Below are 17534 nucleotides of genomic sequence, written 5' to 3'. Positions count from 1 at the left end.
CGCCTCAGCTCAGCCCGGCCAGGCGGCGCAGGCGTTGTACTTCCTGACTGTCGGCGTTGTGCAATTCGACGCTGGCCAGGCGCATGAGAATCGGCTCGCGGCGCGTGTTACCGGGAGCCAGGCCGTAACAGGCGCCGATCAGTTCACGTAGCCCGATGGGCAAACGCCAATCTGCCTTGAGGCGGCTGGCCAGTTCGCCGCTGTATTGGCGCAGCGCTTGTTGCACTTGTTCCTCGCTCAACGGCAGACCGCGGTTGCGCCAGATCTGCGCCTGTTGCAGCACGGCCAGCTCGCCCATGCGTTGTAGCAGGGCGGCGCTGTGCAGGGGTGTCGGGTCCAGCTGGCAGGCTTTGGCCAGTGCATCGACCCTGTGCTGCAGGTCCAACTGCGCTTGCAGCAGGTTCTGGCCCAGGGTTCTCAGGTCGGCGTCCTGCAGGCTGGCTGCCGGGCGTAGCGCCAGGCCCTGAATCAGATTCAGGGCGGTGGCCGAGCCCAGTCGGCGCACGGCATCGGGCAGGCTGACGCAAGGCTGTCCGGTGCTGTTGTAGAGGCTGCTGTTGGCTGCAGCGATCAGTCGCGCCTGTACGGCTGGGTCCTGCTGCCAGTGTTCGCCGAGTTGCTCCAAGGTGCTGGGTGCTGCCGTGGTGTCGCGCAGTTGCTGAAAGAGTTCGTCGCGCAGTGGCAGATCGATCTCCTCGTCGGGCAAGGCACCGAGATGGTGAAGAAAGTTCTCGTCGTTGGCTGCCGCCACGTGAGGCTCATCATCTTCGGGTAACAGGCTGCGCAGGCAGTCCAGAACCTTGGGCACCTGGAAGGGTTTGCTGATAAAGGCGTTGATGCCCAGGGGGCGCACCTCGAGCACGCTGTTGCGATCGGCGCGCGCGGTGATCATCACCAGCGCCACGTCACGGTCCTGGCTGCGTACCGCCTGCAATAGAAGAGTGCCGCTGCCGTCCGGCAGGTTCCAGTCGGCGATCACCAGTCGCGCCGGTTCGCGCTGCCAGGCCGAGATGGCGTCTGCCACGCGCACCTGGCAGTCGACGCGAGCACCGGGGCGCAGGCTCAGTACGATCTGCTTGAGCAGATCGGCGATCCAGGGATCGTCTTCGAGAATCAGCACGCGCATGTTCAGCTCCTGGTGCTGGACTGACTATCCTTCGCTTCGCTCAGTGCAGTGGCGTCGACGGCTCTGGCTACAGGTTGCGGACGGCCGAAGTGGTAGCCCTGGCCATAATTGCAGCCTAGCTCGCGCAGAAAGGCGGCTTGAGCGGGTTGTTCGATACCTTCGGCGAGAACCTTGAGGCCCAGGCTCTTGCCCAGGGCGATCACTGCGCGGGCGATGGCGGCATCCTCCGGGTCGTCAGGCAGGCCGCGCACGAAGCTCTGGTCGAGCTTGAGCTTGTCCACTGGTAGACGCTTGAGGCGCGCCAGGGAGCTGTAGCCGGTGCCGAAGTCGTCAATGGCCAGGCGCACGCCCAGGGCGCGCAGGCTGATGAGCAGTTTCTGCGCTGCATCCGGGTCTTCCATGATCGCGCTTTCGGTAACTTCCAGCTCCAGCTGCTCGGGCGGCAGGCCTGTTTCTGCCAGTACCTGCGCCACTTTCATATCGAGTTCGCCGCGGCTGAACAGGCGGCTGGAGACGTTCACCGCAACGAAACTCAGCCCACAACCTTCGGCGTTCCAGCGCACCATCTGGCGGCAGGCCTGTTCCAGTACCCAGGTATCGATGGCGCCGATCATGCCGTTGTCCTCGGCAATCGGAATGAATTCGCCAGGCGCAATCAGCCCTCGTTGCGGGTGCTGCCAGCGCACCAGTGCCTCCATGCCCACCTGGCTACCGTCACCCAGGTCATGCAGCGGCTGGTAGTAGACGCGCAGCTCATGGTTGTCCAGGGCATGGCGCAGGCTGCTGGCCAGTTCCACGCGCTGGCGGGCGTAGTCGGTCAGCTCCTGCACATAGAAGGCGTAGCCCTCGCGGCCGCTGCTCTTGGCCTTGAACAGCGCCGAGTCGGCGTTGCGCAGGATCTGTTCGACGCTATCGGCGTCTTCGGGGAACAGGCTGATGCCGATGCTGGCGCCGATGTAGAGCTCGTGGTCGTCGAGGCGAAAGAACGTTTCCAGGCTGCGCAGCAGGCGTTGTGCAAGCTCGGCTGCCTGAGCAGCGTCGGCGCAGTTTTCGCTGAGCAGACCGAACTCATCGCCGCCCAGCCGGGCCAGCGTGCAGCCACTGGGCAGGCCCTGCTGCAGGCGCTCACCAACACCCTTGAGCAGCAGGTCGCCGACGTTGTGGCCGAGGCTCTCGTTGATGTGCTTGAAATGGTCCAGGTCGATCAACAGCACTGCGCCGCGCAGTTCCTCGATCTTGCCGCGCTCCAGTGCATGGGCGACGCGCTCGGTGAACAGCAGGCGATTGGGCAGGTTGCTCAGTGGGTCGTGGTGGGCCAGGTAATCCAGCTCACGCTGCGAACGCTTGAGCGCAGTGATGTCGGAGAACACCGCCACGTAATGGCTGACGCGCCCCTGCTCGTCGTGGATGACGCGGATGCATTGCCATTGCGGGTAGATTTCGCCGCTCTTGCGCCGGTTCCACACTTCACCGCTCCAGGCGCCGCGGTTCTGCAGGGCGTGCCACAGGCTCTGGTAGAACGCGGTGTCATGGCGGCCGGATTTGAGCAGGTTGGGGTGCTGGCCGAGGATTTCCTCGCTGCTGTAACCGGTGATGCGGCTGAAGGCAGGGTTGACGTGCACGATGCTTTGCTCGGCATCGGTAACCAATACCCCTTCCTGGGTGGCATCGAACACCGCTGCGGCCTGGCGCAGGCTGTCGTCGGTGGCGCGTTGCTGGGTGATGTCGCTGGCGATGCCGATGAAGCGCTGCGGTTGGCCGTTTTCGTCACGCAGCAGGCGGCCGCGCGAGTGAATCCAGCGATAGCTGCCATCGGCATGGCGCAGGCGATAGATGTTTTCGTAGTGTTGTTCGCTCAGCTCGGCGTTGAGTGCATGCAGCGCGCGCTCCATGTCATCCGGATGCAGGCGCGCGGCCCAGTCTTCGCGGGTATCGCCCAGGGTTTGTGGCGTGAGGCCGAGAAGCCTGGCGTAGCCTTCGGAGAAGAACACGCGGCGTCTGGACACGTCCCAGTCCCACAGGCCATCGCGCGTGGCATCCAGCGCCAGGCGCAGACGCTCCTCGTTACTGGCCAGTTCCAGGCGGGCGCGGCGGTACTGCAGGGCATGGCGGTGCAGCACCAAGTAGAGCAGTGAGCTGGTGAGCGCGACGAAGAACAGACCCTTGAGGGACTGCACGCGCTCCTGCTGCGCCACGGACAGGCCCAGGGCGGTCAACAGATGGTCGCTGAGAAGTATCCACAGAGCGGCGAGCAGGAGGTAGACCAGGGTCAGACGCAAGGCGGCGATGTCGATACGCATGGGCAAGCGGCAGCGCTCCCTGTAAATTCTGGCCAGTATAGATGCTTCACTGCTGAAACATTCTCATCTAAAAGACCAACTGGTTTTCTGGCATGGGTCAGGGATAATGTGATCAGGTTCGTCCTTGTAGGACAAGCCGCGTTCCCCCTTCAAGAGGCAACAGCGCCCATGTGGTACAACGGTTTACTCGACCTGTCGGTCTGGCAGCTGGTGGCTGCGACTTTGCTGATGACACACGTGACCATCGTCAGCGTGACTGTCTATCTGCACCGCTACTCTGCGCACCGTGCACTGGAACTGCACCCCGCGCTCAAGCATTTCTTCCGTTTCTGGCTGTGGTTGACCACGGGTCAGAACACTCGCGAGTGGACCGCGATTCACCGCAAGCATCACGCCAAGTGCGAAACCGTGGATGACCCGCACAGTCCGGTCATCAAGGGGCTGAGCACCGTGCTGCGCAAAGGTGCCGAACTCTATCAGGAAGAGGCGAAGAACCAGGAAACCCTGCGTATCTACGGCAAGAACTGCCCGGATGACTGGATCGAGCGCAATGTCTACAGCCGCTACCCGATTGGCGGCGTGACGCTGATGGCGATCATCGATCTGGCGCTGTTCGGCGTGCTTGGCATGACCGTCTGGGCGATCCAGATGATGTGGATTCCGGTATGGGCCGCAGGTGTCATCAACGGTCTTGGTCACGCTGTCGGCTATCGCAACTTCGAATGCCGCGACGCCGCCACCAACCTGGTGCCCTGGGGCATCCTGATCGGCGGTGAGGAACTGCACAACAACCACCACACCTATCCCAACAGCGCCAAGCTGTCGGTGAAGAAGTGGGAGTTCGACATGGGTTGGGCCTGGATCAAGCTGTTCAGCTTCTTCGGTCTGGCTCAGGTGCAGCGTGTTGCTCCCATCGCCCATCGGGTCGAGGGCAAAGCCAGTCTGGACATGGACACTGCCATGGCCATCCTCAACAACCGTTTCCAGATCATGGCGCAGTACCGCAAGTTGGTGATAGTGCCGTTGGTCAAGCAGGAAGTGGCCAAGGCCGACGAGTCCGTTCGTCACCTTTTCCGCCGTGCAAAACGCCTGCTGTCACGTGAACCGAGCCTGCTGGAAGAGCAGCATCACGCGCATATCGCCGACATGTTGGCGCAAAGTCAGGCACTCAAGGTGATCTACGAGAAGCGCCTGGCGCTGCAGCAGATCTGGGTCAAGACCAGCAGCAACGGCCACGACATGCTCGAAGCCATGAAACAGTGGGTACACGAGGCCGAGGCCAGCGGTATCCAGTCGCTGCGTGAGTTTGCCGAGCAGCTCAAGACCTATTCGCTGCGACCATCCAGCGCGACTGCCTGACCTCCGTTCGATACAAGCAAAGGCCCGCCGAACTGGCGGGCCTTTGTATTTGTCCAACAGCTCGCACTATGCTCATTTCAATGCGAGGCGAAGGACGGATGGCTGCTGTAATGGACGATCAAGGCAACGCTGTTTCCGAGTTGGAAGAACTGACCTTGGCTCTACTGCACAGCCGTGCCGAAGTAGAGCGCCTGGGTGCGCGCGAACAACTGTTCAGTAGCCTGCTTGGTAGCGTCAATGCCGTGCTCTGGGCTTTCGATTGGAACGAGCAGCGGATGATTTATGTCAGCCCTGCCTATGAGCGCATCTTCGGTCGTTCCGCCGCGCTGCTTTTGGCCGATTATGGCGAGTGGCGCAACAGCATCTATCCGGACGATATCGACTACGCCGCCGAAAGCCTGGCCAAGGTGCTGGAAACCGGCGCGATGGAGTCTCGCGAGTACCGCATCATTCGCGCTGATGGCCAATTGCGCTGGCTCAGCGACAAGTGTTTCGTCAGCCCCCGGCTGGGCACTGAGCCCGGCAGTGTGATCGTCGGTATCGCTGAAGACATCACCGAGAAGAAGCGCCTGGAGGGCGAGCTGCATCGCCTGGCTACCACCGATGTACTGACTCAGAGCAGCAACCGGCGGCACTTCTTCGAGTGTGCCCGTCGCGAGTTCGAACATGCGCGCAAGTTTGGCAGCCCGCTGGCCTTCCTGTTGCTCGATCTCGATGACTTCAAGAAGATCAATGACCAGTACGGCCACCAGGTCGGCGATGAAGTGTTGCGGCGTCTGGCGCATTGCGGCAGCAATGCCCTCAGGCGCGGCGATCTGTTCGGGCGTATAGGTGGTGAGGAGTTCGCGGCGCTGTTCCCCGGCTGTGAGCAGGATGTGGCTTTGCAGGTGGCTGAACGACTGCAGCGTGAGGTGCAACGCCTCAGCTTTCAGCACGAGGGCGCCAGCTTCGGTATTACCGTCAGTCAAGGCCTGACCAGTCTGCTGGCCACTGATGTCAGCCTCGATGCGCTTTATGCACGTGCCGATGCAGCGATGTACATGGCCAAGCGCCGAGGCAAGAATCAGATCGTCCTGGGCTGAGGTCCTGGCGATTTTCCGCCTGGGAACAGGTTCTCATAAGCGGAAATTTGCCTATCTTAATTGTCATTACATGGTCACTGCGCGGCAGGAAAAATGTAACCTGTTGTTCTAGAGGCCTTACAGGTCTGCTATAAGGAACTGGCGCGTTATCTGCATAGGCATCCGGCAGATGCCGGCCAGGATGTCGGCGCAAAATAACAACGACGAGAGAGCATTCACCATGCACCACTCTGCCCGCCTTGTTTCGGCCGCCGCACTGCGTTCGCCGTTGTTCTGTTCTTCCTGAGTTTTTCGCGTATCCATTCGAGCCTGGTTCATACCCTGTCCCGGCTTGCGGGTGCGTATGCCTCATTCGTGCCGGCCTGCCTCTTCGTGCCGAAGTCTGCGCCGGACGATGCGTCACCTTAAACACACTGGAGAGAAACATAATGAGAAAGACCTCCCTGGCACTGGCCGTAGCCGCCAGCACCCTGGGCCTGAGCCAAGTCGCCTTCGCCGACCTGGTCGGCGATACCAAAGTCAGCCTGGAAGCACGTAACTTCTATTTCAACCGTGATTTTCGTGAGGGCGCAGGTCAGTCCAAGCAAGAAGAATGGGCGCAGGGTTTCATTCTGCGCATGAACTCTGGCTTCACTGAAGGCACCGTTGGCTTTGGTGCTGATGCCATTGGTATGTATGGCTTCAAACTGGACTCTGGTGATGGCACCGCAGGCAGTGGTCTGCTGGTCCCTGACCGTTCTTCAGGTGGTTCTCAGGACAATTACTCTGGTCTGGCTGTAGCGGCCAAGGCCAAGGTTTCCAACAGCACTCTGCGTGTTGGTCACATGCAGTTCAAGAACGCTGCAATCGCGTCCAGCGATAGTCGTCTGCTGCCGCAAATCTTCCGTGGTGGTCACCTGGTTTCTCAGGAAATTGAAGGTCTTACTCTGGATGCGGGTTACCTGGATGAGGTAAATAACCGCAACTCGCAAGACTATGAAGACATGATGCTGAACACTTACTCGTTCAGTGGCATTCAATTCAGGGGTTTGAATCAGAGCAACGAGTTCATCTTTGCCGGTGGTAACTACAAGCTGACCAATGATCTGACGGCTGGTTACTACTATTCCAACTTGGAGGATATGTACAAGCAGCATTCCTTCAATCTGGTGCATGTGCTGCCCCTGGGCGATAAGCAGAGCCTGAAGACTGATCTGCGTTACGCTCGCTCCACTGATGACGGCCAAAGCAATGTCGATAACAAAGCCTTCGGCGCCATGGTTACCTATGCGCTGAGTGGCCACTCCTTCGGTATTGGCTATCAGCAAATGGATGGTGACACCGGCTTTGCCTATGTCGGTGGTACTGATCCGTTCCTGGTCAACTACGTTCAGATCGGTAACTTCGCTGCCAAAGACGAGAAGTCTTGGCAGGCGCGTTACGATTTCAACTTCGCTTCCATCGGCATCCCTGGTCTGACCTTCATGACCCGCTACCTGACCGGTGACAACATCGATCGTGGTGCTGGCGTTTCCGAAGGCCGTGAATGGGAACGCAACACTGACATCGCCTATGTCTTCCAGGAAGGTGCACTGAAGAACCTGGGTCTTCGCTGGCGCAACGCTACTATGCGCAACAACTTCAGTCGCAACATCGACGAAAATCGTCTGATCGTCAGCTACACCCTGCCGCTGATGTAAGACCAGAGGTTTTCGGGAGGCTTGCTAAGGCCTGATGTCCCGAAAAACTGAACGAAAAATGCCCGCTTCCTTTGGAGGCGGGCATTTTTTAGGTTCTTCGCGGACTCTGGGGGAAGAGCGAGTTGACAGACAGGGAAGTGGGTAAATTGGCAGTCGCCAAACACACCAACACCCACACTCTGCTGTCGCCGTGCATCCTATTGATCTTGCCGCTTTCTGGCCAGGCTACGAAGTCGTCGCCTCTCGCTCCGTTGCTGAAAACACCCTGCTGATTGAGCTGGAACCCCAGGCCGCACGACTGCCCCGGTGCGGACGCTGTCAGCAGCCCAGTCCATTGATTCATGAGCGGCGTCTGCGCCAAGTGCGTGATCGTGATCTGTTGGATCAGCGCGTGTTGCTCCAACTGCCCGTACGTCGCGTTGACTGCCTGCGCTGTGGCCGAGTGACCGAGCGGATCGACTGGCTTGAGCCGTCCTCTCGCCTGACTCAGCGTTTACGGGTCTGGCTCGAGGGCTTGCTGCGGATATTGCCCATCAGCCACGTCAGCCAACTCACTGGATTGCACTGGCACACCCTCAAGACACTCGACAAACGCCGCCTGGAGGCCGAGGTGGGGGATTTCGAGCCAGGCACTGTACGTCGCCTGGTGATGGATGAGTTCGCTCTACACAAAGGCCATCGCTATGCCACGGTGATCATGGACGCCGAGCGAACGCGGGTACTGTGGGTCGGTCACGGCAATAGCCGTGAGGCCATTCGTCCGTTCTTCGAATTGCTCGGTGAGCGCTGCCAGCAAATCGAGGCGGTTGCCATGGACATGAACACCGCCTTCGATCTGGAGGTAAAGCAGCATTGCCCTCAAGCCGAAGTGGTGTACGACCTGTTCCATGTGGTGGCGCGCTACGGGCGTGAGGTGATTGACCGCATCCGCGTCGACCAGGCCAACCTGTTGCGCGATGACAAACCGGCACGCAAGGTGGTCAAGCGCAGCCGCTGGCTGCTACTGCGCAATGCAGAAAACCTCAAGGACAGCCAAGCCGTTCAGCTACAGGAGTTGCTTGCTGCCAACCAGCCATTGGCCACGGTTTATGTGCTCAAGGACGCGCTGAAGGAAGTTTGGTACGCCCCGAGCGTATGGGAGGGCTGGCAACGCTGGCGGGCCTGGCTACGGCAGGCCCGTGACAGCGGTTTGGCACCGCTACAGCGCTTCGCCAAAAACCTTAGACGCTATATTCGCGGCATCCTCGCCAGCGCCAATTTCCCTATGCATACCAGCCTGTTGGAGGGTGTGAACAACCGTATCAAGGTGATCAAGCGCATGGCCTATGGCTTCCGGGACTCAGACTACTTCTTCCTGAAAATCAAGGCCGCCTTCCCCGGGAAAGCGCGATGAACCATTTTTTATGGGCGACTGGTGATGGCTCAGCGTAGGTTGTCAGCTGGCGCTGCCGAAGTGGCGAGAATGGCGCTGGCCAGAGCCATATCGTCGGCATCCTGCAGTTGCGGGTTGGCGCTGCGCAGTTGCTGCATTGCCGCTTCCAGATGCGGGCCGCGGATTTCGCCGTTACTGGCGACGAAGCTGCTGGCATCCTCTTCGGCCGCCGCAACCAGCTTGCGATCCTTGAAGGTCAGATAGGTCGAGGCGGTGGTTGCGCCCGAAGAAAGAATGTCGCGCAGCAGGCCATCGGCTGCTGCGGTCTGGGCGATCAGGCAGGCACTGAACGCCAGTGCGGCACGGCTCGTTACACGCATGAGGCAACTCCTTAAGGGTGGTTCCTCTCCTAAGAGTTGCACAAGTCGCTGGTGGTTCCTTGATGGCGATGGCCGGTTGCCAGGCCGATCAGTTGCTGAGCTTGCGCGCCCGCTGCTGATGACGCCACCAAAGCAGCGCCGAGAGCATTGCCAATGCGCCGAACAGCAGAAACTGCCAGACCCAGGGCAGGTCCGGGAACAGGTAGGTCAGTGCACCGACAGCGACGGCCACCAGGCCGATCCACAGCAGGTAGCCTCCGGCGCCGAACACCTCAAGAATCAGCAGCAGGGTGGCCAGGGCCAACCAATCCCAGAACGACAAGTTTTGTAGGTAGGTGATCATGGGAAGACGCGGTTACCCATACTCAGACTGTTTGCTGATCGCGCTTCGGTGTGCATCGCATAGACTCCATTGCCAGATCAATCAATCTAAGCACAGTCGCCTGGGCTCTGCCGCCGACCCCTTCGCAAGGCTGGCAGATGGCAGGCCATCCGTGGGGCCAGGGCATGTTTGCGCGTTCGTTGATGGCGTTCTTGCTTACCGCCCTGTTGTTGCCAGGGCAGGGCGCCGTGGCCGATGAGCTGCTGAATGCCCTGCACCGTGCAGCGCCGCAGTTGGAAATGCGAGCGTTGCAAGGTGCGCTACAGGCGCTGCGATGTGCCGAGCGTGAAGGCGCGGGCGGGGCCAGGCGGTTGGCGGTGATCGATTATTCGCACTCCTCGCTGGAGCGGCGCCTATGGGTTTTCGATCTGACGCACAGGCGTCTGCTGCAGCGTGAGTTCGTGGCCCATGGTCGCCAGTCCGGCGAGCTGTTCGCCGAGCGCTTTTCCAATCTGCCCGGTAGCCATCAGTCCAGCCTGGGTCTGTTTCGCGGTGGTGAAAGCTACAGCGGCCGGCATGGCCATTCGCTGCGCCTCGATGGCCTGGAGCCCGGCTTCAATGACCAAGCGCGTGCCCGGGCGCTGGTAATCCATGGGGCTGATTACGTGGCGCCGACATGGGCGCAGAAATATGGCCGCATGGGGCGCAGCCTGGGCTGTCCGGCTGTGCAGCAGGAGGTGATTCGGGTGCTGGTGGATCAGCTCAGAGATGGCCAGTACCTGTTTGCCTGGCACCCGCAGTTGGCTGGCGACCGCTATCGCGACTGCGCGAGCATCAGCGTTGCTCGCTCTGCGGAGTGACGCGCAGCACTTCCTCGATGGTGGTCAGTCCTGCCGCGACCTTTTGCGCGCCGGACAGGCGCAGGCTGCGCATGCCGTCCTTGAAGGCGGCGCGGCGTAAAGCCGTCAGGTCGGTGTCGGCGTTGATCAGCGGCTTGATGGCATCGTTGATCAGCATGATTTCGTAGACGCCGGCGCGGCCGCGGTAGCCGGTTTCACGGCACTCCAGGCAGCCGACGGCGTGGTGCGCCTGGGTCGGCAATGGTGAGCTCCAGGGCCGGGTCAGGCCGTTCCAGGTGTCTTCGTCCAGTTGCACGGGCGCCTTGCAGTGCGGGCACAGGGTACGCACCAGGCGCTGGGCCATGACGCCGAGAATGGTGGCCTTGAGCAGGTAGTGCGGCACGCCCAGTTCGAGCAGGCGGGTGATGGCGCTGGGCGCGTCGTTGGTGTGCAGGGTGGACAGCACCAGGTGGCCGGTCAGCGCTGCCTGGATGGCCATCTCCGCGGTTTCCAGGTCGCGGATCTCACCGACCATGATGATGTCCGGGTCCTGACGCATCAGCGCGCGCACACCACTGGCGAAGTTCAGGTCGATGTTGTGCTGCACCTGCATCTGGTTGAAGGCGCCTTCGATCATCTCGATGGGGTCTTCGATGGTGCAGACGTTCACCTCCTCGGTCGCCAGCTGCTTGAGCGTGGTGTAGAGCGTGGTGGTCTTGCCCGAGCCGGTAGGGCCGGTGACCAGGATGATGCCGTTAGGCTGGCTGGTCATGCTGGCCCAGCGGCGCAGGTCCTCGGGGGAAAACCCGAGCTGATCCGGGTTTTTCAGCAGTACTTCCGGGTCGAAGATACGCATCACCATCTTCTCGCCGAAGGCGGTCGGCAGGGTGGACAGGCGCAACTCCACTTCGTTGCCATCCGGGGTCTTGGTCTTGACCCGGCCATCCTGCGGTTTGCGCTTCTCGGCGATGTTCATGCGGCCGAGGTTCTTCAGGCGGCTGACCACCGCCATGGTGACCTGGGCGGGGAACTGGTAGACGGTGTGCAGCACGCCGTCTATGCGAAAGCGCACGGTGCCCTGTTCGCGGCGCGGTTCGATGTGGATATCGCTGGCGCGTTGCTGGAAGGCGTACTGGAACAGCCAGTCGACGATATTGACGATGTGCGCATCGTTGGCGTCCGGTTCCTGATCTTGGGCGCCGAGGCTGAGCAGTTGTTCGAAGTTGCCAACGCCGCTGATCTTCTGGTCGGTGGCATTGGCGCCGCTGACCGAGCGGGCCAGTCGATAGAACTCGGTAGTGAAGCGCTGAATATCGCTGGGGTTGGCCACCACGCGTTTGATCGGGCGCTTGAGCACGTGCACCAGATTGGCTTCCCAGCTATGCACCAGCGGCTGGCTGCTGGCGATGGTGACGCTCTCGCTGTCCACGGCCACGGCGAGAATCTTATGGCGCTGGGCGAAGGCGTAGGACATCAGCGGGGTGATGGATGGTACATCGATCTTCAGCGGGTCGATGCGCAAGTAAGGTTGCCCGGCGAAGTTGGCCAGCCAGGTGGTGAGAGTTTCCAGATCGAGTTTCTTGCCCGGCCTTTTCTGATCGTCCACCTGCTGTGCGGCGAGAAACTCCAGCGGGTGCTGGGTATTGTTCAGCGAGCTGCGACGGATCGCCAGGCACTGCTCAGCCACATTCTGATCGACCCGGCCCTGGGCTACCAGCTCGCGCAGTAGGTCGCCAAGATCCAGTACACGGTCAGGGGCGGTAGCGGTGAAGGCGGACATGCGGGCTCCTCGGGTCGGCCTGAACAAGGTTAGCCGAACTAGGATGCCCGAAAAGCTGCATCAGGGCGAAGGCCCATGCGTGATCGAGTAGCCGCTTCAGGCCACCTCCGTCACCAGGCTGTGATCCAGGTGTTGCCAGGTCACCTCCCATACGCACACCAGGCCGCGCAGTTTCTGCGCCAGCACCCCGGCTCGATGCAGCGAGATGCCGGGCAGGTGCAGGCTGATATGCAGGTCATCCTGCAGGCGTTCCATGTGCAAGGCTTCGGGTAGCAGCTGCAATTGGGCGAACAGACCGAGCAGTCGGCACAGCACGTCGGCTTCGGCGTCGGTGCGCAGTTGGTATTCGACGTAGGCATCAGGACGATCCTGCCAGGGATCGCGGCGGTTCTGGGCGGAGGGAAACGCAGTGGTATCAGGCATGGCAGCAGCTCGGGCAGGTTTTGCCTAAGTTTCCACCTTCTTCCGGCAAAAGTTCTGCCTGGATTTCTGTGTTTATGAGGGTTTAATGGATAGAATTTCCTCGGTTAGTCGCTAATGGGGATTTTTTATGTCCGTCACGCTGGATGCCTACGATCAACGCATTCTTGCTCTGCTACAGGAAGACGCGGGTCTCTCCACGGCGGAGATCGCCGAGCGTATCGGTCTGTCGCAGTCGCCCTGTTGGCGACGTATCCAGCGGCTTAAGGACGAGGGGGTGATCCGCAAACAGGTCACCCTGCTCGATCGCAAGCGCATCGGCCTGCATACGCAGGTGTTCGCTCAGGTCAAGCTCAACGCCCATGGGCGCTCCAACCTGACCGAGTTCGCCGAGGCCATGCGCGAGTTTCCCGAGGTGCTGGAGTGTCACGTGCTGATGGGCGCGGTGGACTTCATGCTGCGCATCGTCACCCGCGATATCGAGGCCTATGAGCGCTTCTTCTTCGAGAAGCTGTCACTGGTGCCCGGTATCCAAGAGGTGAACTCCATCGTTGCGTTATCGGAGATCAAATCCACCACCAGCTTGCCGCTCGCCTAGCAGGCCGTTGAAAAACGTAGGCGAGGCAGCCAGTGCAAGGCAAGAACAGCCGAAAAACGACCGGGGTCGCGCCCGACTTTACGTGTTGTAAATGAGCATTTTGAGGCTGTTTTTAACGCAGCAATGGCAACGCAGGTAGTTTTTCAACGACCTGCTAAGGCTTGATCACCACGGGTTTGGTCTGCTCCACGTTACGTTTGCCGGGTGGCGTGAGGCCCATGGATACGTAAATGCTGGTCAGCTGATCCACACCCATGTCGGCGGGGCGTATCCATGTCTCCGGTACGTAGAGCAGGCCGCCACCGACTGGAATCGGCGCGGTGGGAATGAGGATGGCGCAGTAGGCGCGGCCTTCCAGCTCCACTGTTTCGGAGCTCGGGCGCAGGGCGAGCACCGCAGCGCCGTCGCCGCCGAAGAAGCACCAGACCGGGGCCATGGTGGTGATATCCGGGTTCTTGCTCTTGTCCAGCAGGCCAACGAAGCGATCGGCCAGGTTGTAGAAATTACCGATCAGCGGGGTACGTCGCAGGGTGCGATCGATCAACCAGGACAGCGGACGGCGCAGGCCCAGTTGCACGGCCAGACCCAGTGGGTAGAGGCTGGCCAGCAGCACCAGACTGCCCAGCAGATAAGCCATATAACCGTTGCTGGAGAAAGGCTGGCCGAGGGCGGCGAACACCTGACCGATAAGGGTCGAGGGGCCGACAAGTCGATTGAGCAGGCTGAATATCCAGGCAAGCAGCGCCAGGGTCAGCGCCAGTGGCAGTAGCGCGAGTAGACCGGTCAGCCAGGTGGTAACGACGGATTTCAGGCTGCGTCTGAGCATGTAACGATTTCCTTGGCGATCGTGGCGGTGACTTTACGCCAGGCACGGCAATTCTGTGCAGCCATGTGTGTGCTGGGTTGGCGAAATGGCTACAGCACTTTTCGTCAGATTGTTTCGTGCAAAAAAAGCCCGGCACTAAGGCCGGGCGGAGTGGGTACACGAGGTACCGAAGTAGCATCGTTCGGTTGAACCCTTACATGCCGAGCAGGTTCGGCAGCGCCATGGAAACGGCCGGGATGTAGGTAATCACCATCAGGAAGCTGATCAGCAGCATCAGCCATGGCAGCGCGGCACGGATCACTGCCGTCAGTGGCATGCCCGTCACCGCCGAGGTGACGAACAGGTTCAGCCCCACCGGTGGTGTGATCAGGCCGATCTCCATGTTCACCACCATGATGATGCCCAGGTGGATCGGGTCGATGCCCAGCTGCATGGCGATCGGGAAGAGGATTGGCGCGAGGATCAGGATGATCGCCGACGGCTCCATGAAGGCACCGGCGATCAGCAGCACGATGTTCACCACCAGCAGGAACTGCCACGGCTGCAGGCCCAGATCCACCACCCAGGCGGTGATCTGCTGGGGGATCTGCTCGGTGGTCAGCACGTGGGCGAAGAGCATGGCGTTGGCAATGATGAACATCAGCATGATGGTCAGCTTGCCGGACTCCAGCAGCACCTTCGGGCACTCGCGAATGGTCAGGTCCTTGTACACGAACAGGGCGACGAAGCCGGCGTACACCGCGGCCACGGCCGCGGCCTCGGTCGGGGTGAACATGCCGGTGTAGATACCGCCGAGGATGATCACCATCAGCAGCAGGCCCCAGAACGCTTCACGGGCGGAACGCAGCCACTCGCGGAAGCTGGCACGTGGCAGGGCCGGCAGCTTCTTGATACGGGCGACGATGTAGATCGCGATCATCAGCACCAGGCCGAGCATCACGCCCGGGATCACCCCGGCCATGAACAGCTTGCCCACCGACTGCTCGGTGGCGGCGGCGTACACCACCATCACGATCGACGGCGGAATCAGAATGCCCAGGGTACCGGCGTTACAGACGATGCCGGCGCCAAACGCCTGCGGGTAACCGGAGCGCACCATGCCGGCGATGGCGATGGAGCCCACTGCGGCCACGGTCGCCGGCGAGGAGCCGGACAGCGCGGCGAACAGCATGCACGCCAGCACCGCACCGATGGCCAGGCCGCCCCGGATGTGACCGACGCAGGCGTTGGCGAAGTCGATCAGGCGACGCGCCACGCCACCAGTGGTCATGAAGGCACCGGAGAGCAGGAAGAACGGGATCGCCAGCAGGGTGTAGTGCTCGGAGGTCTCGAACAGCTTGATCGCCAGCGAGCGCACCGAGTCGGGGCTGAACAGCATGATGGTGATCGAACCGGCCAGGCCGAGCGACGCGGCGATCGGCACGCCGATGAACATCAGCAAGAACAGCAGCAGGAAGAGGAACAGAACGGTCATTGCTTGGGCTCCTCGTGCTCATTGATTTTCAGCGCATCGGCGGCTTCGTCAGCCAGGCCGAGGCCGGTCTGCTCGTTGCGCAGGATACGGACGAGGATTTCCAGGAAGCGGATGAACACCATGGCGTAGCCGAACGGCACGATCATGCCGATATGCCATTGCTGGATGCCGTAGTGGCCGAGGTCTTCGGCACCGATGCCGGCGGTGAACAGGGTGCGTACCCAGTCGAAGCTGCCGACCGCGATCAGGCCGGCGTAGCCCAGGCAGGCCGAACAGGCGATCACACCGATGACGCGCTGCACGCCGCGCGGGGCGAGTTTGACCAGGGCATCGACGCCGATGTGGCCGGCGGTGCGCACGCCATAGGCCAGGCCGAAGAAGATCAGCCAGCCGAACAGGGCCTTGGTCAGGGCATTGCTCCAGGTCATCGCCTGGGCCATGTCGAGAATGGCGTCGCCGATAGCGAGCAGAAACTCGTTACCGCCGAAGGCATCACCCAGCCAATAGAACAGGGTGTAGAAGTTGTTGAGGATCACGTAGACGAAAGTGATCAGCGTCATGGCTGCCAGGAGGAAGGCGATAAAGCCTTCCTCGAAGTGCTCCCAGACGCGCCGCAAGGCGTTCATGGTCGGTTCTCCCGAATGGAAAGGGCGTAGGGTGGGACGGTAGCCGGCCCACCGGTTACAGCGTTGATCGACGCCCGTCGCGGGCGTCGTGGTGGGTCAGAGCATCGACGCTCTGCCCACCCTACGGCTCTCCGGCCTTATTACTGGTTGGCAGCTTGCGCGGCCTTGATCAGGTCAGCGCCGATCTCGCCTTCGAACTTCTTCCATACCGGCTGCATGGCATCGCGCCATTGGCCGCGCTGCTCAGGAGTCAGGGTCAGGATCTCGGTGGTGCCTGCTTCGACGATGCGCTGCTTGTCGCCTTCGTTAAGGGCGTCAGCCTGCTTGTTCACCTCGACGGTGACCTCGGCGATGATCTTGTTCAGCTCGTCGCGTACGTCAGCCGGCAGACCTTCCCAGAACTTGGTGTTGGTGATCAGCATGTAGTCCAGCAGACCATGGTTGGACTCGGTGATGTACTTCTGAACTTCGTGCATCTTCTGGCTGTAGATGTTCGAGTAGGGGTTCTCGGCACCGTTGACCACACCAGTCTGCAGGCCCTGATACACCTCGGCGAAGCTCATCTTGCGCGGGTTGGCGCGCACGGCCTTGAACTGCTCTTCCAGTACGGCGGAAGCCTGTACGCGGAACTTCAGGCCACGGGCGTCTTTCGGCTCCAGCAGCGCCTTGTTGGCCGACAGCTGCTTCAGACCGTTGTGCCAGTAAGCCAGGCCGGTGATGCCCTTGTCGGTCATGGAGGTCAGCAGTTTCTGGCCTTCCGGACCTTTCTGGAAGCGATCGACTGCAGCCATGTCGTCGAACAGGAACGGCAGGTCGAATACCTGCAGCTGCTTGGTGTAATGCTCGAACTTGGCCAGGGACGGGGCGATGAGCTGGACGTCGCCGAGCAGCAGCGCTTCCATTTCCTTGCCGTCGCCGAACAGCGAGGAGTTCGGGTAGACCTCGACCTTGACCTTGTCGCCCAAACGCTCTTCAGCCAGTTGCTTGAACAGCACGGCACCCTGACCTTTCGGGGTGTGCTCGGCAACCACGTGGGAGAACTTGATGACGATCGGGTCGGCAGCGTGAACCACGCCAGCGATGGACAGGGACAGGGCGCAAGCCAGCGCCTTGGCAGTCAGTTTGAACATGCGGATGCTTCCTCTTGTTGTGTTTATCGCATTTGCGCCGGGGCGCAGCTGACGAACGGACAAGAGCAAGTCTAGGCGGCTTGGAGAAAAACGCCGGTGGCATTAGCGAGGCCTGGACTTGTACTTGTGGGTTCGCTTGGAGCTAGCTTAGAGCAACCCTTGTGCCAGTCTGCGATGCGCAGACCTTGCGCGCCGTGCAAAGGCCCATGGCTGTAGGCTTT

The 17534-nt window shown here is 61.0% G+C and carries 17 protein-coding genes; 6 read left to right on the top strand and 11 right to left on the bottom strand.

The window, feature by feature from the left end; translation table 11 throughout:
• Window positions 1–4 precede the first annotated feature (4 nt).
• On the bottom strand, window positions 5–1126 hold the full coding sequence (locus BLT86_RS17660; RefSeq protein ID WP_092378579.1) for an HDOD domain-containing protein: 1122 nt from the start codon (window positions 1124–1126) through the stop codon (window positions 5–7).
• A 2-nt stretch (window positions 1127–1128) separates the two neighbouring features.
• Window positions 1129–3426 (bottom strand): putative bifunctional diguanylate cyclase/phosphodiesterase, encoded by a 2298-nt coding sequence (locus BLT86_RS17655; protein ID WP_092378576.1) that lies wholly within the window; start codon window positions 3424–3426, stop codon window positions 1129–1131.
• A gap of 168 nt (window positions 3427–3594) precedes the next feature.
• On the opposite strand from BLT86_RS17655, the gene desA reads away from it, so the two are divergent.
• Both desA and BLT86_RS17645 read left to right on the top strand, forming a co-directional pair.
• Window positions 3595–4785: a delta-9 fatty acid desaturase DesA gene (gene desA, locus BLT86_RS17650; protein WP_045735759.1), complete on the top strand. Its 1191-nt coding sequence runs from the start codon at window positions 3595–3597 to the stop codon at window positions 4783–4785.
• A gap of 110 nt (window positions 4786–4895) precedes the next feature.
• Window positions 4896–5867: a GGDEF domain-containing protein gene (locus BLT86_RS17645; protein WP_092378573.1), complete on the top strand. Its 972-nt coding sequence runs from the start codon at window positions 4896–4898 to the stop codon at window positions 5865–5867.
• Window positions 5868–5984: 117 nt separating this feature from the next.
• On the opposite strand, the gene BLT86_RS17640 is transcribed toward BLT86_RS17645, so the two are convergent.
• On the bottom strand, window positions 5985–6185 hold the full coding sequence (locus tag BLT86_RS17640; protein ID WP_092378570.1) for a hypothetical protein: 201 nt from the start codon (window positions 6183–6185) through the stop codon (window positions 5985–5987).
• A 110-nt stretch (window positions 6186–6295) separates the two neighbouring features.
• On the opposite strand from BLT86_RS17640, the gene BLT86_RS17635 reads away from it, so the two are divergent.
• On the top strand, window positions 6296–7546 hold the full coding sequence (locus BLT86_RS17635) for an OprD family porin (RefSeq protein ID WP_092378567.1): 1251 nt from the start codon (window positions 6296–6298) through the stop codon (window positions 7544–7546).
• Window positions 7547–7736: 190 nt separating this feature from the next.
• Window positions 7737–8939, top strand: coding sequence for an ISL3 family transposase (locus tag BLT86_RS17625; protein ID WP_026088446.1), 1203 nt, complete (start codon window positions 7737–7739; stop codon window positions 8937–8939).
• Window positions 8940–8968: 29 nt separating this feature from the next.
• Here the strand turns inward: BLT86_RS17625 and BLT86_RS17620 are convergent, their stop codons facing one another.
• Both BLT86_RS17620 and BLT86_RS17615 read right to left on the bottom strand, forming a co-directional pair.
• The gene (locus BLT86_RS17620; protein ID WP_017675986.1) at window positions 8969–9298 is read right to left on the bottom strand and encodes a DUF2388 domain-containing protein; all 330 of its coding nucleotides are present in this window, start codon (window positions 9296–9298) and stop codon (window positions 8969–8971) included.
• A gap of 88 nt (window positions 9299–9386) precedes the next feature.
• Complete coding sequence (locus BLT86_RS17615; protein ID WP_017675985.1) at window positions 9387–9641, bottom strand: NfeD family protein; 255 nt, start codon at window positions 9639–9641, stop codon at window positions 9387–9389.
• A gap of 164 nt (window positions 9642–9805) precedes the next feature.
• Here BLT86_RS17615 and BLT86_RS17610 point away from each other — a divergent pair, with 164 nt between their 5' ends.
• Window positions 9806–10480 (top strand): murein L,D-transpeptidase catalytic domain family protein, encoded by a 675-nt coding sequence (locus tag BLT86_RS17610; protein ID WP_092380453.1) that lies wholly within the window; start codon window positions 9806–9808, stop codon window positions 10478–10480.
• Here the strand turns inward: BLT86_RS17610 and BLT86_RS17605 are convergent.
• Together BLT86_RS17605 and BLT86_RS17600 are read right to left on the bottom strand one after the other, a co-directional pair.
• The gene (locus BLT86_RS17605) at window positions 10455–12239 is read right to left on the bottom strand and encodes a GspE/PulE family protein (RefSeq protein ID WP_092378563.1); all 1785 of its coding nucleotides are present in this window, start codon (window positions 12237–12239) and stop codon (window positions 10455–10457) included. The genes BLT86_RS17610 and BLT86_RS17605 overlap by 26 nt on opposite strands.
• A 96-nt stretch (window positions 12240–12335) precedes the next feature.
• Complete coding sequence (locus BLT86_RS17600; RefSeq protein ID WP_017675982.1) at window positions 12336–12662, bottom strand: hypothetical protein; 327 nt, start codon at window positions 12660–12662, stop codon at window positions 12336–12338.
• A gap of 127 nt (window positions 12663–12789) precedes the next feature.
• Here BLT86_RS17600 and BLT86_RS17595 point away from each other — a divergent pair, with 127 nt between their 5' ends.
• Entirely contained in the window at window positions 12790–13257 is a 468-nt protein-coding gene (locus BLT86_RS17595; RefSeq protein ID WP_017675981.1) for an Lrp/AsnC family transcriptional regulator, read from the top strand.
• 154 nt (window positions 13258–13411) lie between these two features.
• Here the strand turns inward: BLT86_RS17595 and BLT86_RS17590 are convergent, their stop codons facing one another.
• The 4 genes from BLT86_RS17590 to dctP all read right to left on the bottom strand — a co-directional run bounded on the left by BLT86_RS17590 (window position 13412) and on the right by dctP (window position 17313).
• Window positions 13412–14083, bottom strand: a complete 672-nt coding sequence (locus BLT86_RS17590; RefSeq protein ID WP_092378560.1) for a DUF502 domain-containing protein — start codon at window positions 14081–14083, stop codon at window positions 13412–13414.
• Between the two features lie 193 nt (window positions 14084–14276).
• Window positions 14277–15557 (bottom strand): C4-dicarboxylate TRAP transporter large permease protein DctM, encoded by a 1281-nt coding sequence (gene dctM, locus BLT86_RS17585; RefSeq protein ID WP_017675979.1) that lies wholly within the window; start codon window positions 15555–15557, stop codon window positions 14277–14279.
• Window positions 15554–16183, bottom strand: a complete 630-nt coding sequence (locus BLT86_RS17580) for a TRAP transporter small permease (protein ID WP_092378557.1) — start codon at window positions 16181–16183, stop codon at window positions 15554–15556. The genes dctM and BLT86_RS17580 overlap by 4 nt, the downstream gene beginning before the upstream one ends.
• Before the next feature lie 140 nt (window positions 16184–16323).
• Window positions 16324–17313, bottom strand: a complete 990-nt coding sequence (gene dctP / locus BLT86_RS17575; RefSeq protein WP_017675977.1) for a C4-dicarboxylate TRAP substrate-binding protein DctP — start codon at window positions 17311–17313, stop codon at window positions 16324–16326.
• Window positions 17314–17534: the final 221 nt, after the last annotated feature.

Origin of the sequence: Pseudomonas sihuiensis (genome assembly GCF_900106015.1) — a bacterium.
GTDB lineage: Bacteria > Pseudomonadota > Gammaproteobacteria > Pseudomonadales > Pseudomonadaceae > Aquipseudomonas > Aquipseudomonas sihuiensis.
Note: the sequence above shows the minus strand (reverse complement) of the source record. Positions and strands in the feature narration are given on the sequence as shown.